This window comes from Nitrobacter vulgaris, from assembly GCF_031453995.1.
Taxonomy (GTDB): Bacteria; Pseudomonadota; Alphaproteobacteria; order Rhizobiales; family Xanthobacteraceae; genus Nitrobacter; species Nitrobacter vulgaris.
Window position 1 is genome coordinate 25,160 of sequence record NZ_JAVDPZ010000003.1, and the last position, 22,019, is coordinate 47,178.

General features: G+C 61.6%; 22 protein-coding genes. 7 read left to right on the plus strand and 15 right to left on the minus strand.

Going from position 1 to position 22,019, the window contains the following annotated elements; all coding sequences use genetic code 11:
* Nucleotides 1-14: 14 nt before the first annotated feature.
* Together GGQ85_RS02255 and GGQ85_RS02260 are read right to left on the minus strand one after the other, a co-directional pair.
* Nucleotides 15-743, minus strand: a complete 729-nt coding sequence (locus GGQ85_RS02255; RefSeq protein ID WP_079447546.1) for a response regulator — start codon at nucleotides 741-743, stop codon at nucleotides 15-17.
* On the minus strand, nucleotides 740-1,252 hold the full coding sequence (locus GGQ85_RS02260) for a MarR family winged helix-turn-helix transcriptional regulator (RefSeq protein WP_309773325.1): 513 nt from the start codon (nucleotides 1,250-1,252) through the stop codon (nucleotides 740-742). Before GGQ85_RS02260 ends, GGQ85_RS02255 begins: the two co-directional genes overlap by 4 nt.
* Before the next feature lie 289 nt (nucleotides 1,253-1,541).
* On the opposite strand from GGQ85_RS02260, the gene GGQ85_RS02265 reads away from it, so the two are divergent.
* The gene (locus GGQ85_RS02265; protein ID WP_309773207.1) at nucleotides 1,542-2,654 is read left to right on the plus strand and encodes a branched-chain amino acid aminotransferase; all 1,113 of its coding nucleotides are present in this window, start codon (nucleotides 1,542-1,544) and stop codon (nucleotides 2,652-2,654) included.
* Between the two features lie 20 nt (nucleotides 2,655-2,674).
* On the opposite strand, the gene GGQ85_RS02270 is transcribed toward GGQ85_RS02265, so the two are convergent.
* The 6 genes from GGQ85_RS02270 to uvrC all read right to left on the minus strand — a co-directional run bounded on the left by GGQ85_RS02270 (nucleotide 2,675) and on the right by uvrC (nucleotide 8,801).
* Nucleotides 2,675-4,105: an MATE family efflux transporter gene (locus tag GGQ85_RS02270; protein ID WP_309773208.1), complete on the minus strand. Its 1,431-nt coding sequence runs from the start codon at nucleotides 4,103-4,105 to the stop codon at nucleotides 2,675-2,677.
* A gap of 168 nt (nucleotides 4,106-4,273) precedes the next feature.
* Complete coding sequence (gene prmB / locus GGQ85_RS02275) at nucleotides 4,274-5,314, minus strand: 50S ribosomal protein L3 N(5)-glutamine methyltransferase (RefSeq protein WP_309773209.1); 1,041 nt, start codon at nucleotides 5,312-5,314, stop codon at nucleotides 4,274-4,276.
* On the minus strand, nucleotides 5,314-5,793 hold the full coding sequence (locus tag GGQ85_RS02280) for a molybdenum cofactor biosynthesis protein MoaE (protein ID WP_079447550.1): 480 nt from the start codon (nucleotides 5,791-5,793) through the stop codon (nucleotides 5,314-5,316). Before GGQ85_RS02280 ends, prmB begins: the two co-directional genes overlap by 1 nt.
* Nucleotides 5,794-5,815: 22 nt before the next feature.
* Nucleotides 5,816-6,067 carry a molybdopterin converting factor subunit 1 gene (gene moaD / locus GGQ85_RS02285; RefSeq protein WP_079447551.1) on the minus strand — a complete coding sequence of 84 codons (252 nt, stop codon included), beginning with the start codon at nucleotides 6,065-6,067 and terminating at the stop codon, nucleotides 5,816-5,818.
* Complete coding sequence (gene pgsA / locus GGQ85_RS02290; RefSeq protein WP_079447552.1) at nucleotides 6,064-6,681, minus strand: CDP-diacylglycerol--glycerol-3-phosphate 3-phosphatidyltransferase; 618 nt, start codon at nucleotides 6,679-6,681, stop codon at nucleotides 6,064-6,066. The genes moaD and pgsA overlap by 4 nt, the downstream gene beginning before the upstream one ends.
* A gap of 134 nt (nucleotides 6,682-6,815) precedes the next feature.
* Nucleotides 6,816-8,801, minus strand: a complete 1,986-nt coding sequence (uvrC, locus tag GGQ85_RS02295) for an excinuclease ABC subunit UvrC (protein WP_309773326.1) — start codon at nucleotides 8,799-8,801, stop codon at nucleotides 6,816-6,818.
* Nucleotides 8,802-9,147: 346 nt separating this feature from the next.
* Here uvrC and GGQ85_RS02300 point away from each other — a divergent pair, with 346 nt between their 5' ends.
* Complete coding sequence (locus tag GGQ85_RS02300) at nucleotides 9,148-9,768, plus strand: outer membrane protein (protein WP_079447554.1); 621 nt, start codon at nucleotides 9,148-9,150, stop codon at nucleotides 9,766-9,768.
* A 148-nt stretch (nucleotides 9,769-9,916) separates the two neighbouring features.
* On the opposite strand, the gene GGQ85_RS02305 is transcribed toward GGQ85_RS02300, so the two are convergent.
* The 3 genes from GGQ85_RS02305 to GGQ85_RS02315 all read right to left on the minus strand — a co-directional run bounded on the left by GGQ85_RS02305 (nucleotide 9,917) and on the right by GGQ85_RS02315 (nucleotide 12,212).
* On the minus strand, nucleotides 9,917-10,771 hold the full coding sequence (locus GGQ85_RS02305) for a 23S rRNA (adenine(2030)-N(6))-methyltransferase RlmJ (protein ID WP_079447555.1): 855 nt from the start codon (nucleotides 10,769-10,771) through the stop codon (nucleotides 9,917-9,919).
* A 92-nt stretch (nucleotides 10,772-10,863) separates the two neighbouring features.
* Nucleotides 10,864-11,556 carry a ribonuclease T2 family protein gene (locus tag GGQ85_RS02310; protein ID WP_309773210.1) on the minus strand — a complete coding sequence of 231 codons (693 nt, stop codon included), beginning with the start codon at nucleotides 11,554-11,556 and terminating at the stop codon, nucleotides 10,864-10,866.
* Nucleotides 11,557-11,756: 200 nt separating this feature from the next.
* Nucleotides 11,757-12,212 carry a hypothetical protein gene (locus tag GGQ85_RS02315; protein ID WP_079447557.1) on the minus strand — a complete coding sequence of 152 codons (456 nt, stop codon included), beginning with the start codon at nucleotides 12,210-12,212 and terminating at the stop codon, nucleotides 11,757-11,759.
* 166 nt (nucleotides 12,213-12,378) lie between these two features.
* On the opposite strand from GGQ85_RS02315, the gene GGQ85_RS02320 reads away from it, so the two are divergent.
* On the plus strand, nucleotides 12,379-12,669 hold the full coding sequence (locus GGQ85_RS02320) for a hypothetical protein (RefSeq protein WP_309773211.1): 291 nt from the start codon (nucleotides 12,379-12,381) through the stop codon (nucleotides 12,667-12,669).
* 163 nt (nucleotides 12,670-12,832) lie between these two features.
* Entirely contained in the window at nucleotides 12,833-13,363 is a 531-nt protein-coding gene (locus GGQ85_RS02325) for a DUF3617 domain-containing protein (RefSeq protein WP_309773212.1), read from the plus strand.
* A 114-nt stretch (nucleotides 13,364-13,477) separates the two neighbouring features.
* Here the strand turns inward: GGQ85_RS02325 and hisS are convergent, their stop codons facing one another.
* From hisS to GGQ85_RS02340, 3 genes are all read right to left on the minus strand, one after another.
* Nucleotides 13,478-15,061, minus strand: coding sequence for a histidine--tRNA ligase (hisS, locus tag GGQ85_RS02330; RefSeq protein WP_309773213.1), 1,584 nt, complete (start codon nucleotides 15,059-15,061; stop codon nucleotides 13,478-13,480).
* 113 nt (nucleotides 15,062-15,174) lie between these two features.
* Nucleotides 15,175-16,839 carry a pilus assembly protein TadG-related protein gene (locus GGQ85_RS02335; protein ID WP_309773214.1) on the minus strand — a complete coding sequence of 555 codons (1,665 nt, stop codon included), beginning with the start codon at nucleotides 16,837-16,839 and terminating at the stop codon, nucleotides 15,175-15,177.
* Between the two features lie 11 nt (nucleotides 16,840-16,850).
* The gene (locus GGQ85_RS02340) at nucleotides 16,851-17,288 is read right to left on the minus strand and encodes a TadE/TadG family type IV pilus assembly protein (protein ID WP_309773215.1); all 438 of its coding nucleotides are present in this window, start codon (nucleotides 17,286-17,288) and stop codon (nucleotides 16,851-16,853) included.
* A 393-nt stretch (nucleotides 17,289-17,681) separates the two neighbouring features.
* Here GGQ85_RS02340 and aptA point away from each other — a divergent pair, with 393 nt between their 5' ends.
* The 3 genes from aptA (at nucleotide 17,682) to GGQ85_RS02355 (ending at nucleotide 21,452) form a co-directional block, all read left to right on the plus strand.
* The gene (gene aptA / locus GGQ85_RS02345) at nucleotides 17,682-19,019 is read left to right on the plus strand and encodes an omega-aminotransferase AptA (RefSeq protein WP_309773216.1); all 1,338 of its coding nucleotides are present in this window, start codon (nucleotides 17,682-17,684) and stop codon (nucleotides 19,017-19,019) included.
* A 121-nt stretch (nucleotides 19,020-19,140) separates the two neighbouring features.
* Nucleotides 19,141-20,583 carry an EAL domain-containing protein gene (locus GGQ85_RS02350; protein WP_309773217.1) on the plus strand — a complete coding sequence of 481 codons (1,443 nt, stop codon included), beginning with the start codon at nucleotides 19,141-19,143 and terminating at the stop codon, nucleotides 20,581-20,583.
* A 14-nt stretch (nucleotides 20,584-20,597) separates the two neighbouring features.
* Nucleotides 20,598-21,452: a TIGR01459 family HAD-type hydrolase gene (locus tag GGQ85_RS02355; RefSeq protein ID WP_079447563.1), complete on the plus strand. Its 855-nt coding sequence runs from the start codon at nucleotides 20,598-20,600 to the stop codon at nucleotides 21,450-21,452.
* A 69-nt stretch (nucleotides 21,453-21,521) separates the two neighbouring features.
* Here the strand turns inward: GGQ85_RS02355 and GGQ85_RS02360 are convergent, their stop codons facing one another.
* Nucleotides 21,522-21,917 carry a response regulator gene (locus tag GGQ85_RS02360; protein ID WP_079447564.1) on the minus strand — a complete coding sequence of 132 codons (396 nt, stop codon included), beginning with the start codon at nucleotides 21,915-21,917 and terminating at the stop codon, nucleotides 21,522-21,524.
* Nucleotides 21,918-22,019: the final 102 nt, after the last annotated feature.

The following is a 22,019-nucleotide window of genomic DNA, read 5'->3' on the forward strand; positions in this document are numbered from 1 at the left end:
GGTCGTTATCGACGTCAAGGGGCTGCGACCAGGCGATAGCCTACCCCGCGCACCGCCTGAAGGAATAGCGGATTGGCGGGATCGCGCTCGATCTTCCTCCGCAACCGGTTGATCTGGACATCGACGGCGCGCTCGTTCACGGTGCCGCCGCCGTTGAGTTCGCCGCGGCGAACCGTCTCGCCCGGGGTGGCCGCGAGCATACGCAGCATCTCGCGCTCGCGATCAGTGAGATGAATGACGTCGTCGCCCTGACGCAGCTCACCGCGCTCCAGATGATAGACATAGGGTCCGAACGCAATCGATTCGCTTCGCATCATCGGCAGCGGCATCGTACGCTTGAGGATATTCCCGATCCGCAGCACCAGTTCGCGCGGCTCGAACGGCTTGGCGAGATAGTCGTCAGCACCGATCTGCAAACCCTCGATGCGGTTCTCGGCCTCGTGCAGGGCCGTCAGCATGATGATCGGCACCGGAGACGAGGCACGGATGGAACGGGCGAGATCAAAGCCGGTTTCGCCGGGCATCATGATGTCCAGGATCAACAGGTCGAAATGCAGACCGAGCAATTTCGAGCGGGCGGCCTTGGCGCTCATGGCCGTGGTGACACGGTAACCCTCCCCCGCCAGAAAGCGCGACAACAGATCCCGGATGCGCCGGTCATCGTCGACCAGCAGCAGATGCGGGGCGTCGTCGGCCAGCTTCACCTGCGCTCGCGCGGTCCCTGCCGTTTGCGTTACTGTCATGCCTTCACCATCTTGCCGTCCGCTCGCAGGATCGCCTCCAGCACCTTGTCAGGATCATCGTGGTCGATCATCCCGAGCAAAAATTTGCGCACCACCTCGACACCGGATGCGTCGAGGCCCCGCAGCGCGCGTTTGATGCGATCGGTCTGAAGGCCCGCGAGCTGCGCTACCAGCGCCTCGCCTTTCGGGGTGGCGAAAAGAAGGCGCTGACGGCGGTCAGCGTCGCCGGCCTTCTGCACGATATAGCCCTCGTCGAGGAGTTGCTTGAGCACTCGCCCCAGCGATTGCTTCGTGATCCGCAGCACATCGAGCAAATCGGCGACGGTGAGCCCGGGGTAGCGATGGACGAAATGCATGACGCGATGATGCGCGCGGCCGAAGCCAAGTTCCTCAAGCACATGATCAGGATCGTCAACGAAATCGCGATAGGCAAAGAACAGCAGTTCGATGATGTCCCAACGCGTCTCCGCGGATCGCCTGCCGGGCGTCTCAGGGCCGGAAGTGACCATGGCGGTCGGGGCCGAGAGTTTTATGTCAGCCATATTGACATATCTGGTTTCAATGTTACAAGTCGGCTGTCTGATGCGAAATATAATAACGTTTCGTCCGGGGCCGACTGTTTATCGACCCCCGACACGAGCGTGCGAGACCACGCAGCCCGGAATTCTGATCGGTGCGATTGCCGGGCGGCATTTCGGTTAACATACTGGACTTCGCGCCTTCCGCCAAAGCGGAAACCGCCTTCGCATGGCAGGCAGGGGCACGCAGACAAGGTACTGCAAAGCCGGGAGAATGTTCATGGGAGTTTCGCTTGATACGATCGATGGCGGGACGTCGTTGAGATTCGATATCCAACCGACAGCCAATCCGACGCAGGCGACCGTGCGCGCCGAAAAACTTGCGAACCCTGGCTTTGGCCGGGTGTTTACCGATCACATGGCCGTTGTGAACTTCAATCAGGCGAAAGGCTGGCACGGGGCGAGGGTCGCGTCGCGCGCCAACTTCCCGCTCGATCCTGCGACCGCCGTTCTGCACTACGCGCAGGAGATTTTCGAAGGCCTCAAGGCCTACAAGCGTGACGACGGTGGCGTCAACCTGTTCCGTCCCGGCGCCAATGCGAGACGCTTCCGCAATTCGGCCGAGCGCATGGCGATGGCGCCACTACCCGAGACCGTTTTCATCGAGGCCATCGAGCAACTCGTGCGCATCGACCAGGACTGGATTCCTGGCGGTGAAGGCAGCCTATACCTGCGGCCCTTCATGATCGCGAACGAGGTCTTCCTTGGCGTGAAGCCATCGGCGGACTACATCTTCGCCGTCATCGCCTCTTCGGTCGGCTCCTATTTCAAGGGCGGCCCCGCACCAGTCTCGATCTGGGTATCGGAAAACTACACGCGTGCGGCAGTCGGCGGCACCGGCGCCGTCAAATGCGGCGGAAACTACGCCGCCAGCCTGCGCGCGCAGGCTGAAGCCATCGATCGCGGCTGCGATCAGGTGGTTTTTCTGGATGCGGTCGAGCGACGCTATGTCGAAGAACTCGGTGGCATGAACGTTTTCTTCGTTTTCGACGACGGTTCGCTCTCGACGCCGCCGCTCGGCACCATCCTGCCGGGCATCACCCGCGATTCGATCATCACACTCGCAAGGGAATCCGGCACGAGCGTGCGCGAGGAGCCCTATACAATCGATCAGTGGCGCACGGATGCCGCCAGCGGCAGGCTCCGGGAAGCGTTCGCCTGCGGCACCGCCGCCGTCATCTCGCCGATCGGCAAGGTGTGCTCGGCGCACGGCGATTTCACCATCAATGGCGGCGCCGCCGGATCCGTCGCGATGGGCTTTCGCAAGAAGCTGGTCGACATCCAGTATGGCCGCGCGACTGACCCGCACAACTGGACCCGCAAGGTGCTGTGACCGACGCGCATTCACGCGATTTATTTCGCGGCCAAGACCTCGCGAAACTGCCTGCCGTTTAGGGGCACCAGACCGATCCGCTCACGTCTGACCCAGCGCGAAATCATCAGGATGGCCACGGCCGCGAGGCCCGACGCCAGACCGATCCAGATACCGGTGCCCTGAAATCCGAGTTTGAAGGCAAACAGCAAACTCAACGACATACCGAAGCCCCAATAACCCAGGCCGGCATAAATCATCGGCACGCGGGTATCCTGCAGACCACGCAGCATACCGGCGCCGACCACCTGCGCGCCATCGGCAATCTGAAATACCGCTGCACAGGTGAGAAACGACACGGCAAGTCCGATCACCTCGGCGTTTGCCGCATCGTTGACGTCGACAAATGCGCCGATCAGCCATCGTGGCGCGGTAATCATCAAGACGCTGGTGCTCACCATGAATGCAATCGCCAGGGCAAACGACGTCCATCCTGCGCGGGTAATCCCGTCGAAGTCTCGCGCGCCGTACGCGCGACCGACACGTACCGTCGCCGCCTGCGCCAGTCCCATTGGCACCATGAAGGAAACCGACGCGATCTGAATTGCAATGGCATGAGCCGCGATCGAGGCTGTTCCGAACTGTCCCATCAGGAATACCGCGGCATTGAACACGGTGATCTCGAAGCCGAGCGCGGCACCAATCGGCAGACCGACGCGCCACAGCGTGACGAGACGCGGCCAATCGGCATGCCACCAGTTACCGAACAGATGATAGCGGCGGAACTTGTGGCTAAAGTTCACCACCAGTACCAACCCCGCGAACAGGAAGGTGTTCGACAAAGTCGTTGCGATGCCGGAGCCGCGCAGTCCAAGTGCCGGCAGACCAAGATGACCGAACACAAGCGCCCAGTTTGCGACGATATTGAACAGGATCGCGACCGCCGTCACCATCATCGCCGATAACGGCCGTTCCAGCGCGGCGAAGAACGAGCGTAACGCGATGAAGCCGAGCGTCGGCAGCATGCCCCATTGCAAGGCGCGCACGAACAGCTGAGCATCTGCTGCAAGCTGCGGTTCCTGATCAAACCGAAGCAGGATCGCCTCGGTATGCCAAAGCAGCAGCCAGCTCGGCACCGCAATCAGAACCGACGCCCATATCCCCTGCCGAAACGTCCGCCGCACGTCGCGCACCATATGCAGCTTGCGGCCAAACGCCTCGGCCATCATCGGCGTGGTCGCGGTGACGACGCCAATGCCGAAAATCAGGATCGCGAAGTACAGATTGACCCCAAGGGTTCCGGCGGCCAGCGCGGAAGCACCAACGCGGCCCAGCACGATCACATCTGTCGTGGTCAGCGCGATTTGCGCGAGGTTGGTGAGGACCAGAGGCCAACCGAGCGTCAGGGTGGCCCGGAATTCTCCGAGCCAAACATCGCGCGAGAGTGCGCTATGGCGAGCGTCAAAAAGCATGGCGACTTCGTCATCAACACGGCAATCGGGGCAGAAAGACAATATCGGACGACGGGCACCTCTCACCGTGTCGCCGGAGGTGTCGTATCTCGTTCATTGACCAGCGTTTATAGCGCTTTCAAACGATCAGGCACCGGTTCGCAGGAACAAACGCAACACGCCACACGCTCATGCCGCGCCGGCCGAATGTGCAGATCGATCCGCAAGCCGCGCAGCCTCGATCCAGAACACCTCGCCCTCGGACTCCTCGGTATCGAGCCAGAGCAAATCCGCGCGCGGATAAGCCTTTTCGATCGCCGGCTTGCAGCGACCGACCTCGCACAACAGTCCGCCGCCGGGCGCGAGATGAGTATTGGCGCCGTCGATGATCTGTCGCACCAGATCGATGCCATCGGCACCGCCGTCGAACGCCATCCGCGGCTCCGCAAGACACTCGTGCGGCAGGCCCGCCATGCCCTTCGCATCGACATAAGGCGGGTTCGAGATAATGAGATCGTATCGCTTGCCACTGACTGCTGTGAACAGATCTCCCTGCGCAACATGGATGCGATCGTCAAGGCCGTGCTCGCGTACATTGCGCGCTGCGACCGCGAGCGCGTCCGCCGACAGGTCAGTCGCATCGACCGTAGCATTCGGAAATGCGCGCGCGGCCAAAATGGCAAGGCATCCCGAGCCGGTACATAGATCGAGCACACGGGTTACGGTTGCAGGATGACGCAAACGCAGCACATCGTCGTCGCCGAAATGCGAATCCAAAATTTCCCCGATGAACGAACGCGGCACGATCACGCGCTCGTCGACATAGAACGGCAAGCCGCGCATATACATCCTGTTGACGAGATAGGCGGCGGGCTTGCGGGTTGCGATGCGCTGCTCAATCCAGCCAAGAATTCGCTGGCCCGCCGCCTTCGGCACGCGCCGCGCGGCCTGCGGTTCGACTTCGTCCGGATGCAGGTGCATGGCTTCGCCGACCAGGAAGGCCGCCTCTGCGACCGGATCGGTGGTGCCGTGCGCGAAAATGACATGCGCGCGCTCAAGCCTTGCGGCTGCATGATGAACATAGTCGAAAATCGTCTCGAGTTCCGGAGTCGAGGTTCTGGCAACGGCAGAGTTTGCAGCCTTTGCTGTGGCTCGCTCCGGCGGGCGTTTTCGGTTTGAGCTGGCGGCCGCGACTTTCGATCGTCCGCCGCGTGCGGCGGTCCTCGCCATCAGGATTTGGCCCAGCGCGCCGCAGCAGTGTCGTCGCGGTCGTGAGCGTCCACCCAGCTTGACCCGGCGGCGCCCTCCTCGCGTTTCCAGAACGGCGCCTGCGTCTTGAGATAGTCCATCAGGAATTCGGCGCCCTGAAATGCCGCCTCGCGATGCGACGACGCAGTGACCACGAGAACGATGTTCTCACCAGGGACGATCCGGCCGTAGCGATGAATGATGGTGATGCCTGTGAGCGGCCAGCGCGAGAGCGCCTCCTCGGCATGACGCGCGATCTCAGCCTCCGCCATACCGGGATAATGTTCCAGCATCAGCGCGGCGATCGCATCGCCACCCTCGCCGCCGGCCTGGTCGCTTCTGCAAATGCCAGAGAAACTCACGACGGCGCCGATGTCGGTGCGGCCGCGCGACAGCGCCGCGACTTCGCGCGCGACATCGAAGTCGGCTTCCTGCAGGCGTATGGTGACGGGAACGGTCATCGACGGAGCCGGAGTTGACAGATCAGCCGCCGGTCATCGGCGGAAAGAAGGCAATTTCGCGCGCGCCCGCGATCGTCGTGTCCTGGTTGACATGCATCCGGTCGATCGCGGCGCGGATCACCTTCGGCTTCTCGAATGCGTGGGCATATTCATCGCCCCGCTGCGACAACCATGCGATCAGATCGGCAACCGTCGCGACGGCCGGCGGGGGATCGAGCGCCTCCTCGGCCTTGCCGACCCGCTCGCGCACCCAGGCGAAATAAAGCACCTTCATTTCTCATCCTCCGCCATGAGGTGGTGAATACCGGCGTGGAAATAGTCCCAGCCCGTATAGATGGTGAGGATCGCCGAGACCCACAACAACAGAAGTCCGACCTGGGTCACGAACGGGAATACCAGATCGCCGGCCTCCCCCGCGAGCAAAAACCCGATCGCGACGAGTTGCGCGGTGGTCTTCCACTTCGCAAGCTTGGTTACCGGCACGCTGACGCGCAACGCCGCCAGATATTCGCGAAGCCCAGATACGAGAATCTCGCGGCACAGGATCACGATTGCCGCCCACAGCGTCCAGCCATGGATGATGCCGTCCGCCGCCAACATCAGCAGGCAGGATGCAACCAGAAGCTTGTCGGCGATCGGATCGAGCATCTTGCCGAGGGCGGAGTGCTGATCCCAGATTCGTGCATAGTAGCCGTCGAAAAAGTCCGTCACAGCGGCCGCAATGAACACTCCGAGCGCCACCCAGCGCAGCTGTAACGGCCCGTCCATGATCGATTGCGCATAGACGCAACCCACCACCACCGGGATCGCGGCGATGCGAGCATAGGTGAGGATATTCGGTAGCGACAGCATGTGCTTCGCGGTCGCCTGGCTGGTTACGGTGCTCATTTCATCTTACCAATACTGTCGCAGGGCGAACGTCAACCGGCCGCGCCGCGCAATTTTGCCGACCTCGCGGCTGCCGCAGTCTTAATTCATTGATCTTAATACGAAAAAGAAGACCGGATATCATAACAAATCCCCTACGCCGGCCGCGCGTGGAAAAAATCGAAGATCCTGCGGGCACTTTCGGCGCTTATGCCCGGAACCTTGCCGAGGTCTGCCAGCGACGCCCGCTCAATCTCCTTTAACGTCCCGAAGTGATGCAGCAGCGCGCGCTTACGCGCGGGGCCAATACCGGGAACTTCCTGCAATCCGGCTTCTCGGATGTCCTTTCTACGCAGCTTACGATGCGATCCAATGACAAACCGATGCGCCTCATCACGCAATCGTTGGATAAAATACAAAATCGGATCCCGTGGTTCGAGCTTGATGGCTGGACGATCCGGCAGGAACAGGGTTTCGCGGCCGGCATCACGGTCCGGTCCCTTGGCGACCGCCACCAACGAGACCCGGCTCAGACCCAGCGCCTCGAATATCCCGCGGGCGGCATTGAGCTGGCCGAGGCCGCCGTCGATGATTACGAGATCAGGCCATTGCGGAACGGCGTCCTGTTCCGATTCAGCTTTCTGCGTCAGCAATCTCTTGAACCGGCGCTCCAACACCTCACGCATCATCGCGTAATCGTCACCGGGGGTCAGGTTATCAGACTTGATGTTGAACTTGCGGTACTGATTCTTGAGAAAGCCTTCGGAACCGGCGACGATCATCGCCCCCACCGCATTGGTGCCCTGGATGTGACTGTTGTCGTAGACTTCGACGCGCTGCGGCGCCTGCGGCAAGCCGAGCACCGTCGCCAACCCCTGCAACAGCCGCGACTGCGTCGCGGTATCCGCCAGTTTACGGCCCAGCGCTTCGCGGGCGTTGGTCAACGCGTGTACGACCAACTCCTTCTTTTCGCCCCGCTGCGGCATTAAAACCTTGACCCCGTAACCAGCCTTGATCGACAGCGCATGGGCGAGCAATTCGCTTTCCTCGATGGGGCGCGATAGCAGGATCAACCTGGGCGGAGGCTTGTCGTCGTAGAACTGGGCGAGAAATGATCCAAGTACCTCCTCCGGCGTGAAAGATTTCTCCGCGCGCGGAAAATAGGCTCGGTTGCCCCAGTTCTGTCCGGTGCGGAAGAAGAATACCTCGACGCAGAAATAGCCGCCCTCCTGATGAATGGCGAAAACGTCCGCTTCTTCCACCGTGCGCGGGTTGATGCCTTGTTGCGACTGGATCGCCGACAGCGCGGCCAGCCGGTCGCGATAGAGCGCAGCGCGCTCGAAGGCGAGATCGTCGGAGGCTTTTTCCATTTCCCGCGCCAGCTCCTCCTTCACGGCGCGGCTGCGACCGGACAGGAAATCGGTCGCCTCGCGAACCAATGCCGTATAGCCGGGGAAATCGATCTCGCCGGTGCAGGGACCGGCGCAACGCCTGATCTGGTACAGCAGGCAAGGCCGCGTTCGGCTTTCGAAAAAGGAGTCGGTGCAGGAGCGCACCAGGAATGCCCGCTGCAACGCCGTAATGGTGCGGCCGACGGCACCGGCGGACGCGAAAGGCCCGAAATAGCGGCCCGGCCGCGACTGCGCGCCGCGATGTTTGAGGATCTGCGGCGCCCAGTGGTCGCCAGTAATCAGAATATAGGGGAACGACTTGTCGTCGCGCAATTGCACGTTGAAGCGTGGTCGCAACTGCTTGATCAAATTCGCTTCGAGCAGCAACGCCTCGGTCTCGGTCTCGGTCGATACGATCTCGACGGTGGCCGTCGCCGCAATCATGCGCGCGATGCGCATCACCTGGCCTGTCGGCCGCGCATAAGACGACAAACGCTTGCGCACGTTCTTGGCTTTGCCGACATACAGCACGTCGCTTGCGGCATTCATCATGCGGTAGACGCCGGGCGAGGTGGGCGCATGGCGAACCGCGTGTTCGATCGCCGCACGTCCGATCGCGAGCGGAGCCTCCGCGATCGTATCGGACGTATCGTCCGGAAGATCAGGCAGCCGCGGCTCGTCGTCCTCGTCGGTCTCAATGGTTGCGGGATCGACGTCCTGTTCCGTCGGCACCCCGCCGCGCCGCCGCATGTCCACTCCGGAACCAGGCGGCTGTCTTGGCCCGATCGGCTTCGCAGGATCGGAGGAATCGGTCGTCATGTCCCTCAGTTAAGCGATGAAGCCGGCCGATGCCAGCGATCCACTCCCAGACAGGGCGAGGCTTTGGCTCTGCGCAAAGCGTCACGCGACCGGTTCCCGACGCGGTCATGCCGATAACACTTTTTTAAGGACAAGAGTCGGCGGGGGCGCCGTCTTAAGAACCGCTTAACTTAAAACTTTCGATAAATCCTACGTATCGAATTTAGCATTTCGTAGCCATACGGACCTGGCTCGCGCGATGTCACGGTGGGAACGGTAAAAGGGTTGGAGTGCCGAGATGACCAAGACAATGATCGCAGCATTGGCTGCAGTGGCATCCACAGCGCTGATCGGCACCGCGCAGGCCGCCGATTTCTCTTACCGGGCGCCCTACACCGTCAACCAGCCGCTCAATGCCTTTAGCTGGGCGGGGCCCTATCTGGGCGGCAACCTAGGATATGCCTGGGGTAGCGTCCAGAACAGCCTCACCAGGCCGGACGGCGTGTTTGGCGGCGTGCAGGCCGGCTACAACTGGCAGAGCGGTGCGCTGGTGTTCGGCCTCGAAGGTGACATCCAGGCCAACGCCGCCAACGATACTTTCGCGGCCTGGAAATTCTCAAATCCCTGGTTCGGCACTGTGCGCGGCCGTGTCGGCTACGCGTTCAACAACGTCCTGGTTTACGGCACCGGCGGTCTTGCCTTCGGTAAACTGCGCGCCGAAACCTTCGCTCTGTCGGAATCCCACACCAACGCGGGCTGGACGGTCGGAGTAGGCGCTGAAGTCGGCATCTACCAGAACTGGACCGCAAAGGTCGAGTATCTGTATGTCGATCTGTCGAGCAGCAATTTCACGATTACGGGCGCGCCTCACAGCTACCAATCCGGAATGGTCCGCGCCGGGGTAAACTATCACTTCTAGAGATCTTTTTGATTTGACGCGTTTTCTTCGAGCGAACCGGATCCCACTTCGCTCGAAACGCTATAACGAGAACAATAATCATCACACCAACCTCCGGCCGCTTGCGGCCGGATTTTTTTTGACGGCAATCCGCCCAGGCAAGGCCGGCTCAATCGGTGATCGCCTCAAGCTTGAAGCGGGCGGCGCCGCCCTGGCCCAGCGGTTTCTCCAGTTCGGGAAGGATGGACTTGAGTTCGGCTCGCAACGTCCATGGTGGATTGACGATCAGAAGCCCAGCCGAAGTGAGTGGACCGTCCGCGGTCTGCGGCGCCACGCTGAATTCCAGTCGCAGGCATTTGTCGGCGTCGCCTCCCGCGACGGCACCGACCCTGCGGGCCAGATCGTCCGTCGCCCGGCGCCGCTTGGCCGGATACCACAGCAGGTAGCAGCCGGTCGGCCATTTGGCGAAGGCTTCGGCGAATCCGCCGGCGAGGCGTTCGAACTCGTCCTTGCGCTCGAACGGCGGGTCGATCAGCACCAGCCCGCGCCGCTCCTTCGGAGGCACGAAAGCGGCAAGCCCCATCCAGCCGTCAAGATCGACCACGTTGGCCTGGGTGTCGCGCCGCAGCGCACCGATCAGGTGCTTGCGTGCAACGGGCTCGATTTCGCAGGCGACCATCCGGTCCTGCGGCCGCAGCAAAGCACGCGCGATCAGGGGTGACCCCGGATAACATTTCAGGTCACGCTGGGGATTGAAGGCCCTGACGATATCGAGATAGGGCGCAACCAACTGAGCAACGGGGTCGGAAAAACGTGCCTGCATCAGCCGCGCAATGCCGGTCAGCCATTCTCCGCCGCGATCTGCCTCCTCACCGGTCAGATCGTAGACGCCCGCGCCCGCGTGAGTGTCGATGACACGGAATGCCGCCGGCTTCTCGTGCAGATAGGTCAGGACGCGGACCAGCACGATATGCTTGATGACGTCGGCGAAGTTGCCGGCGTGGAAGGCGTGGCGGTAATTCATGGTGCTGAGTTCTTTTGGTATTTCTCGGAGCAACGCCATCAAGTCCGGCCAGACGTCTTACCGCTCCAATACGCGCAGAAGGAGACGAAATACTACCCGCCGCGCACCGGAGGCATCACCACCTGGTCCCGGACGCAGGCGCGCCGGTCGATTTCCTCACACGCGCGGAATTGCAGGTCCTTGTTCATGCAGATACGCACTTCGCTGAGCCTGGTCCGGTCGCAGATCACCGCAATTGCGGACTGGCTGAGGCCCGGATTATTCTTGATGAAGGCGCTCTCGATAGCATCGGGCGTCATGCTCTTCGGTGCGGCGAGATCGAGGAATTCCGCCGGAATCTTCACAGCGGCGCGTGATTTGCGGACAGTCTCGAAGTAAGCCTCTGCGCTGAGCCCTGAGCAGGTGCCGTGCTTATCCCACTGGCTGTAGATCAGGCCCGGCGCCGGCATCAAATCCAGCATCGAGGTCATGATACGGCGATCAAGCCGCGGCGCAGGACGCTGGCAATAATCGGGAAAGCCGTGCTCGTATTGCGGCCAAAGGCCGTGCACCACAAAAGAGAACGGTCGCTCGCCGCACTGGCCCTGCTGCGACCGGCTGGTACTGCCGCGTTCCGCCGCGGCAGCGCAGAACGACGGAGACCATGACAGCGAAAGCACATAGAAATCGAATGCGCCGGGCGCATTCTGTCGTTGGTCTTTTGCCGCCGCATCGACCGTCCACCCCGCAAGCAGGATCAGCCACGACAGAACAGACGCGGCCGCCGCGCGAGACACCCACTTCATGACGCCAACTCCTCAGCCCAGCCGGAATCCGGTCCTCGCGCGGTATCCGACGAGAACCAGCCCACCATAGCATAACGACCCGAGGCCGGGACATCTCTGAAGCTTTACAAGGATAGTGTATAAGGGGTTTCCGCCCGCCCTCGTGATGAGAACACGGGGCAAGCCTTTCCCTTCCGGGATCAGAACCGAGCCTATCTTATTTATGGTTGGGCAGTAAGGCAGCCCGGATTATAGGCCCAGTTGCGATCGAGGCCGACCACGCACCACTCGACGCCCTGCCCCATGCTGGCAATCCCGCCGTCCTCGATGATGGAATAATGCACGGTGCGGACTTTGCCGTCGCTGACCATCGCTTCGGCGGTGCAGTAGCGGCGGGGAATATTGTTGGACTCCCGGGGCCGGAACGCCTTTTCATGGACGTTGCCATAGGCAGTGATGCGCAGCGGGGAATTCCAGAATTTCCTTTCCTTCTCCCAAAATTGCGTCGTGATGGTCGGCAACCCGGCCTCACAGCCCGGCAACCGACCCTCATAAGACGGCCCGAACACGGGAAAATTGAAAGCGTGCGCAACCGGCATCGTAGCGAACAGCCCTAATGCTGCGCCGAGCATCGTGCCGACAGCGGGTTTCTTCAAGGATGTGATAAGGTTGCGCATGGAGTTCCGCCGATGAATCTGAGCCTTGCGACGGTGCCGCGAAGCACGCGCAAGGTCAAGTGCGGCAAGGCAACACCCGCGGCCTAACTCCACGATGAGCGGCTTGCCGTTCTTTCCACAGCCCGCTCAGCGTTCTAAGGTTCGAGTCGCAACGATGGAGATGAGGATGAGATTGTTCGGAGCGGCTTTGCTGGCGACGATGACCAGCGCGCTGGTTTGCGGATCAGCGCGGGCCGACTGGGTGCCGCCGCTCAAAGGCAACGACACCGGCGGTATTATCTCCTATTCGCTGGCGCATCAGGCAGATTTTCGCGTGCTTGCAGTCGATCACTGTGCGCGCTACGGCAAAGTGGCGAAGTTCCTCGGCGTCCAGGCCTATCCCGGAGGCTACATCTCATTCGCTTGCCGCTGGGTGCCCTACGGTCCGGATCAGCCTCCGCTGCAGACGCGCTACTGAGCCTGCACCTTCATGGAGTGAATTCGGCGTTCGCTGCCAATTTACAGCAAACGCTGCAAGCGAAACTCCCAATCAGAAACTTCTTAGTGTGGCTGTCCCCGGCTATTCAAAGGGGATACGAATGGCAGGTCCGCGCCACGACATTCCACCGACGGAGTTTGCGATGCGACGGTCTCTTCGGCTCTCGATTTCCTTCCTGCCGCTACTTCTTCTTTCCGCCGCGCCTGCGCTGGCGGAGGTGCAACTGCCGCTGCGCAAGGCCGGGCTTTGGGACATCAAGCTGGACCACGAAGGCGGCAGAATGCCGGCGGTTGTGGTTCAGCAATGCACCAGCGAGGCCGTGGACCGCGAGTTCATGTCGGATTTCGCCCCCTCCGCGAAGCAGAACTGCTCCAAGACTGAGATCCAGAAAGCCGCAACCGGCTATGTCATGGATTCGGTCTGCACCATGGCCGGCACGACCGTGACATCGCACGCCGAAACCTCAGGCGATTTCAACTCCGCCTATACGGTGAACGTCACATCGCATAGCCAAGGCGGCAAGCTCGGAAGCCAAGACAACAAGGTCACCATAGCGGCGAAATGGGCCGGCCCCTGCAAGGAAGGCCAGAAACCCGGCGATGTCGTGATGCCCGGCGGCTTCAAGATGAACGTGCGCGACTTTGAAAAATACAAGTCGATGGTGCCGCACTAGAGCCTTTATCTGCCTCTGACAAAATCAGAAGCGTGGCTCTATGGTTTTGATCTACGCGTTTTCTTCGCGCAAACGGTATCCGCTTCGCTCGAGCCTGCCCAGACAAGACAATGACTAATCCCACCTCACGCCGTGGCGCGTGAGCAGCTTCCGCACTTCGGCGACGAGATCGTTCTCGCTGACTTCAATCTGCGCCTCCGCCTGCTTCTTCAGATACTCAGTGCGGTCCTCGATCGAGGTCAACCCCGCGCCCGCGATCAGATCCTTGATCTGCACCTTGCCGTTGGCCTTCTCGTCGCTGCCTTGAATGATGGCGCACGGCGAATGGCGCTTGTCGGCGTATTTCATCTGCTGGCCGAGCGAATGCTTCGGATTGCCGAGATACAATTCCGCGCGAATACCCGCATTGCGCAACTCCGCGACCATTCTCTGATAGCCCGCGATGTCGCCGCCAAAGACAGTGACCACCACCGGGCCGGGCTGCGGTCTTGTGTCGAGCTTTCCGAGCATAGTCAGTGCCGCCTGCAGGCGCGACACGCCGATGGAGAAACCTGTTGCCGGCACCGGCTCACCACGAAAGCGCGACACCAGCCCGTCGTAACGCCCACCGCCGCCGACCGAGCCGAACCGCACCGGACGACCCTTCTCGTCCTTGGTTTCGAGCAGCAGTTCGACCTCGTAGACAGGACCGGTGTAATATTCGAGGCCGCGCACGACGGAGGGATCAGCGACAACGCGACCATCACTGTATCCACAGGACGCGATTGATTCGCCGATCCGCCGCAATTCGGCGACGCCATCTAGAAATACCTTGCTACTCTTGTACTGAGACGCTTCCATCGCGGAAAGCATGTCCGTCGTTCTCGACTCTTCTTCTCCTGCGGCAAGATGGATGTCAGGATTAAACTGCCTAGCAGTGGATTCGATACCCCACCCGCTAGTTCGTAACATCACGAACCAAACTAACAGTGTTACTGATTCGTCAGTAAGGTGTGCTCCTTCAGTAAAATCTCCACTCTCATCTCTCCTGCCTGGACCGAGAAGCAAACGCACACCTTCTTCGCCAAGCCGATCGTATTTGTCTAATGCCCGAAGCACCGTGAGCCGGCGCCCCGCCTCGCCGTCGCCGCCGAGGCCGATCGACTCGATTACACCATCGAGCACCTTGCGGTTGTTCACCTTCACCACATACTGCCCGCGCGGAATGCCGAGCGCTTCCATGGTGTCCGCGGCCATCATGCACATCTCGGCGTCGGCGGCGGGCGACGCGCTGCCGACCGTATCGGCATCGAACTGCATGAACTGCCGGAAGCGTCCCGGTCCCGGCTTCTCGTTGCGGTAGACATAGCCGGCGCGATAGCTGCGATAGGGCAGCGCGAGGTTCTGGAAATTTTCCGCCACGTAACGAGCCAGCGGCGCGGTGAGATCGTAGCGCAAGCTGATCCACTGCTCGTCGTCGTCCTGGAACGAGAACACACCCTCATTGGGGCGATCCTGATCCGGCAAGAATTTGCCGAGCGCGTCGGTGTATTCAAAAGCAGGCGTTTCGACCGGCTCGAAGCCGTAGCGCTCGTAGACCGCGCGGATTTTTTCCATCATCTGCCGCGTGGCGGCGATGGCGGCAGGACCGCGATCCTCCAGCCCGCGCGGCAGGCGGGCGCGGAGTTTTTGCGGCTTTTTCGGTTTCTTGTCGGACATGGGACTCGCTGCTGTGTTTGTAGATTTCCGTCGTCTACAAAATCAGCGTCGGGTTACCAGCCGACGGGCAAGCGGGCAAGGCGAACTCGTTATCCCTCTCCCCTTGCGGGAGATCAATTCACCAGCACCGCGCCGTCGCAGCGGATGCCGGAGACCCAGACATCCGCCTGCCCGATGCCGACGCCGAGCGTCGCCAACACCTGCGCCAGCACCTGATCGATTGACGCCGTGGCGCCGCTGATGATGCCCGTCACGGCCGGCCCGAGACCGGGGACGGGCAGGCCCAGCGGCCCCACATTGATCTTGAGCGAGAGATCGCCGAGCAGGCTCGCGGTCAATGACGAGGTGAAATCGGTTGTGGTCACGGTCTTCTTCGTTTGCGCGGCAATGTCCGCGTAGCTGAAGGACACCGGCGTCGGCGCGGTGTTGCCCATGCCGGCATGAGCGCGGCCTGTCACGGTGACTGCGCCGAGATTGACCAGCATCGCCGCGCCCGGGTCCGGTTTGCTGGTGAAGTTGGTCATCTCGGCCGCCGACACGTTGCCGATCCAGGCGTCGACGATGCCGGGCGTGACGCCGAGCGTGACGCTGGAGGTGCTGATATCGGGACGGCCGCAGCTCACGGCGGTCAGCGTGGCCGTACCAGAGGCGACCTCGATATAGACCGGGAGATTGACGGCCGCGACCGGGCCGCTGCCAAGCAACTTGATCGATACCAGCACGCGGGTCTGCGCGGTGTGCACGCTCGCGCCTTCAGTCCCGACCGTCATCCAGCTTGTCCCTTGCGGGCGCTCGCCGATCGTCGCCATCACGGAGACGCTGGCGATACCGGGTAGTCCGAGATTGACGGAGGCCGCGATCTGGTTGCTGCCATTGGCGATCGCACCGGTCGCCGAAAGCAGATCGAACGCCGAGACGCTGACGCCTGTTTTCGGTTTTGAGCCGACCGTCATCGCCGCATAGGGGCCGACGTCGATCAGCTTCCCCGGCACGATGGTGGTGGTTAGCCCGGCAAGCGCCAGCGAGACCTTCGACAGCGCCGTGGTCGCGGCATTCATGCCGTTCGCCGCCTGCTGCGCGCTCAGCATCGCCGCCACCATGTCGCCGACCTTCACGTCGCCGGACAGCACGGAGTCGTAGGTGACGCCGGTCAGGTCGAGCCGCGTCGCCAGCGCATTGATGAAATCAAAGGCGTCGATGTGAGCGTCGATCAGCGACTGATAGTCCATTGCCGAAAGCGATAATGTCGTTCCCAACATCTGACCGAGAATCGCATTAAGCAGGCCGCCATTGAGCGAGACCAGCCGCGAGCCGATCGCGAACGAGGCAAGCGCGGTGCTCGCGGCCGTTGCCCTGCTGGTGATATCGAAGTGGCTGCTGCCGCCGGTGAACATGCGCGCGAAATAAAGCGGCGTCTCGGTACGCAGCGTGACCCGCGCCGCGTTGGGCGCGCCGGTCGCGGGGGTGACGAAGCGCGCCTGCGGCGCCAGCGCTGCGTTCGCGGTGAACGTGCCGAGTTCGACGGAAAGCAGCGCGTTCGTCGGATAGCCGTTGGCCATCACGGTGGCGGCGGCCGCGCTCGTGGCTTTGCCAAGGTTGCCGGCGGCGACAATGGCCGCAAGGTCGGCGGCGCTCTGCGCCTTACGGCGGTCGGCATAGATCGACCCGACATCCACGCCGAGCGCGGCGCAACCGAGCACCAGCACCATGCACCCGGCTCCCATGATCGCGAAATTGCCGCGCGTATCCGAAATGAAGCGCCGAAGCAGGTTCCGCATCGTGCGTCTCCTCAAAAGCCGCCGAACGGAATCGCCGCTGAGCGGATGATGGTCGAAGGCGGCGCCGGCACGAACGGCAACGTGTAAATGACATTGTCGGAGGCGTCGTAGTTGACTGTGACGACGAAGACGTCGCTGCCGGAGGTTGCCGCGCTGACGGTGAGATGTCCGGGCTGCAACAGAGGATACGACCCGGCATTCGTCGTGACGTAGTTTTCGGCAAGGCTGATGCGCTCTGTCTCGCTCAAGCCCGCGACCGACGAACGCGCCGCTTCCGCGGCAAGTTGCTGCACGCCATGCACCATGGTGAGGTAGGCGCCGAACACGACGATGCCGAATACCAGCACCAGGAACAGCGGCAGAAGCATCGCGAATTCGACCGCGGACGCGGCGCGGATGCAGCGGGCAAAGCGCGGAAGGCACAAGGCGTGGCGTGGCAAGTCTGTCATGCGACTTATTGAGTCACACAACTATTAAGTGTGTGTGAATATTATATCAATCAATAGTAGTATATTTCGACCGCAAAACGAGCGCGCGTCCGGCCACCGGACGACGCCGCAGATGTCTCGGCATTTTCAGCACGCGATCGATCACGCAAACTGCGTTTCGCAGGTGCGCAAAAAGTTCTAGGGTGGTTCAAGCTCAGACGTTCGGTTCATTTTCGCTGTAGGCAAGCAAATTTCTGAACTTGAACACGCTGGAATGGTTGAGTTGACTCCAGTCCTTTCGAATCCTGAGTTGGCACCGAAGGCGCCGCATAGTGAAGTGCCCACCAACGCTGATGTTGCGCGGCGGAGGTCCGAACATCATCCGCAACGCGCTGAAAAAATGAGGGATCCCCGATGTTAGACAAAAGCCTTGCCCTCAACGTGCCGAACGATCTTGCTGCGTTCTGGATGCCCTTCACCGCTAACCGCGCCTTCAAAAAAGCGCCGCGGCTGCTCGCCGGCGCCAAAGACATGCACTACGTCACCACCGACGGCCGCAAAATCCTCGACGGCGCCGCCGGCATGTGGTGCTGCAACGCCGGTCACGGCCGCGCCGAGATCGCCGCGGCTATCGCCAGACAGGCCGAGGCGCTGGACTTCGCGCCGCCGTTCCAGTTCGGCATTCCGCAGGCCTTTGAACTGGCAAGCCGCATCGCCGAGCTCGCGCCGGAGGGGCTCGATCACGTATTCTTCTGCAATTCCGGATCGGAGGCCGCGGACACCGCGTTGAAGCTCGCGCTGGCATATCACCAGCTCAACGGTCAGGGGAACCGTATCCGCCTGATTGGCCGCGAGCGGGCCTATCATGGCGTCGGCTTTGGCGGCACTTCGGTCGGCGGCATCGTCAGCAACCGCAAAATGTTCGGCGCGCTGCTCACCGGTGTCGACCATCTGCAATCCACCTACAACCGCGACAAGCAGGCGTTTAGCAAAGGCGAACCGCAATGGGGCGCGGAACTTGCCGATGAGCTGGAGCGCCTCGTCAATCTGCACGGCGCCCAAACCATCGCCGCCGTGATCGTGGAGCCGATGGCCGGGTCGACGGGCGTGCTACCCGCGCCGAAAGGCTACCTCAAGCGGCTGCGCGAGATCACGCAGAAGCACGGCATCCTCCTTATCTTCGACGAAGTCATCACCGGCTTCGGACGCCTCGGTTACGCCTTCGCCGCCGAGCGCTATGGCGTGCTCCCCGACATGATCACCTTTGCAAAGGGAGTGACGAACGGCGCGGCCCCGATGGGCGGCGTGCTGGTGCGCGACACCATCCACGACGCCTTCATGACCGGCCCGGCGAATGCCGTAGAACTGTTCCATGGCTATACTTATTCGGCGCACCCGCTGGCCTGCGCCGCAGGGCTTGCCACGCTCGATATTTACCGCGACGAAAAGCTGTTCGAGCGTGCTCGCGGCCTGGAACCGAAGTTCGCGGACGCGATGATGAGCCTGCGCGACGAACCTAACGTGGTGGACATCCGCACCGTCGGCATCACGGCGGGCATCGAGCTCGCCCCCAACGAAAACGGGCCGGGCGACCGCGGCTTTGCGGCCCTGAGATCCGCCTTCCACGATTACGATCTGATGATGCGCGTCGCAGGCGACACGCTGGCACTTACCCCGCCGTTGATCGTCAGCGACGATCAGGTGGGCGAGATCGTCGAAAAGACCGCCAAGGTGATTCGCGCCGTCGCCTGAACCATCGGCCCGATTTTCGGCGGACAACTTCAGAAAGACCCATCCGCCGAATCAGCAATAATGGTAGTGCGGGGGACTGGAAGCGCCGCAGATCGCTCCACGCCGGAAGCATTTACGCCAGATGATTCGTATTTCCACGATTTTCATTGCTCTCTGCATGGTGCTGGTCTCCGCCTCGGTGGGTATCGTGCTCTATACGATTACAGGCCTGCGCGCGTCGGAGTCAGCCATCGTAGCGCTGACGGTCCTGGCATTCCTCATCCTCTACAATGCTGTGTCCATGCGGTTACGCGACGGCAACAACGCCGAAGGTCAGATCGCGGACCTGTCGCAGGGCGTCGCTGACCTTGCCCGCCAGATCTCCGATTTCGGGCGCCGCCTCGCGGCAGCCGAAAGCAAGATTGCCTCGGCGAATTCCGGTGGTTCGGACCGAGTTCAATCCGGCCTTCAATCCGCGCTTGGTGAAATCAACGAGCTCGGCGGACTGGTCAAGCAGCTCGCCGCCACGGTCGCCGCCCATGACGACATGCTGACCGACTTGCCATCAGCCGCTTCCGCGCCCGCATTCGAACCGGTGGCACCGGAGAGACCCGTCCACCGTGAGCCCCTCGCGAGGGCGATTGCACCGGCATTGCCTCGGACGGCCATCAATTCGGCACGGACTGACACCGACCTACAGATCCTGGCCATCCAAAACGCCATCGAGACCGGCAGCATCGATACCTTCCTGCAACCGATCGTTACGCTTCCGCAGCGCAAGATTCGCTACTACGAAGCGATGACGCGGCTGCGCAATGCCCGTGGCGCATACCTCGCAGCCGGCGAGTTCATTCCAGCCGCCGAAGCTGTGGGCTTGATGGGGCAACTGGACAACACGATCTTGCTCCGCTGCATGCAAGTTCTGCAGCGGCTTCAATCGCGCAACAAGGACGTCGGCCTGTTCTGCAACGTCGCCTTGGCGACGCTCGGAAATCCCGCCACATTCGCGCAGTACCTCGACATTCTCGAAGCCAATCGTGCGTTGGCGTCCTCGCTGATTCTCGAATTCAAGCACGATACGCTGCGCGCTCTGGACATCACCGGAAGCAAACGCCTGGCCGCGATGACGCAGCTCGGCTACAGGTTCTCGGTCGACCATGTAGCGAACCTGCGAATTGAACCGCGCGAACTGGCCGACCGCGGCGTCCGCTTCATCAAGGTGCCCGCCTCGCTCTTGCTGGACCAGAAACAAACGTCGACCTCCGATATCCATCCGGCCGACATATCCGATCTGCTGGGACGCTTCGGCATCGACCTGATCGCAGAGCGGATCGAAGAAGAAGCGGCGGTCGTCGATTTGCTCGACTACAATGTTCGCTTTGGCCAGGGTTTCCTATTCGCCGCGCCGCGGCCGCTACGCCAGGATGCGGCGGAGGATACAGCTGACAAGGCAAAGTCGCGCGCCAACAGTGCAGCCAGACCGGGTGAAGTGGGAGCCGTGAAAACTGACGCGATCAAGCCCGAACGTTCGTCTCGCGTGACCGGCAACGCTGCCCTGGCACGTCGCGCTGGCGGCGCTGCCTGAAAGCATCCGACTGAATGACTGCCCTTCGTTTTATCGATCATCTGCGCGAGCCCGCCGCCGAAAGGGATGTCGTGCTCTGCGACGTCTGGGGCGTCGTCCACAACGGTGTCATGTCGTTTTCCGAGGCCTGCTCCGCGCTGAAAACCTTCCGCAGCCGGGGCGGCACCGTCATTTTTATCACCAATGCGCCGCGCCCGGCCGACGCAGTGCAGCGGCAGTTGCGCAAGTTCGGAGTTCCGGACGATGCTTACGATGGCATTGCTTCCTCCGGCGACCTGACGCGCAACTTCGTCGCAGAGCATCCGGCCAAGGCGATTTTCTGGCTGGGGCCTGAGCGCGACAGCGCGATCCACCAAGGCCTCGATCCGGTATTCGCGCCGATCGAGCACGCCGATTACATCGTCTGTACCGGCCCCTTCGACGACGAGACCGAAACCGCGGAGGACTATCGTGCCCTTATGATGCAGGCGCGCGAGCGCAAGCTGCCGCTGATTTGCGCCAATCCCGATATTGTCGTTCAAAGTGGCGACCGGTTGCTTTATTGCGCCGGCGCCATCGCAGAACTTTATCGCGAACTCGGTGGCGAGGTGGTCTTCTACGGCAAACCGCACCGGCCGATCTACGAGCGCGCCATGGCCTTGGCGCGAGAGCAGCGCGGCAAAGACACGCCGTTAAACCGGGTGCTGGCCATTGGCGATTCCGTACGCACCGACCTCATGGGCGCGCACGCCTTCGGCATCGACCTGCTGTTTCTGACGCGCGGCATCCATTCCGAGCAATTCGCCGGCATCGACCAGCTCGATCCGGCCTCGGTCAAGGAACTGTTCGGCCATCCGCCTCTGGCGCTGATGCGCGAGCTGAGATGGTAGACGAACAGGACGCGGCGAAGCCGCTGCGTCGCACGTATTCTGATCGCAAACCTGGGCTCGCCGGAAACGCTACGCCGGGACGTTGTCGGGAAATACCGCTTCGATCTTGTTCTTCAGCGTCGCGGCGTTGAACGGTTTGACGATGTAGTTGTTCACACCGGCCTTTTTGGCGGCGATGACGTTCTCGGTCTTGGACTCGGCCGTGATCATGATAAACGGCGTCATCGCAAGATTGGCATCGGCACGGACTTCCTTGAGCAGGTCGTAGCCGGTCATCGGCTCCATGTTCCAGTCGGAGATCACGAGACCGTACTTCTTGGTGCGCATCTTGTTCAGCGCCGCCGAACCATCGCTGGCGTCGTCGATATTCTCAAAACCAAGCTGCTTGAGCAGATTCCGGATGATGCGGATCATGGTGTTGTAATCATCCACCACCAGAACAGACATCGACAAATCAACCGCCATCTCGAGCCCCCTGCGTCAGATTTTCTATGTGCGCCGAAATCGCCAAAAGCCCGCTGAAGTGGGCCATCCTCGAAGCAAACACCGGTATTTTCCGCCGGTCAC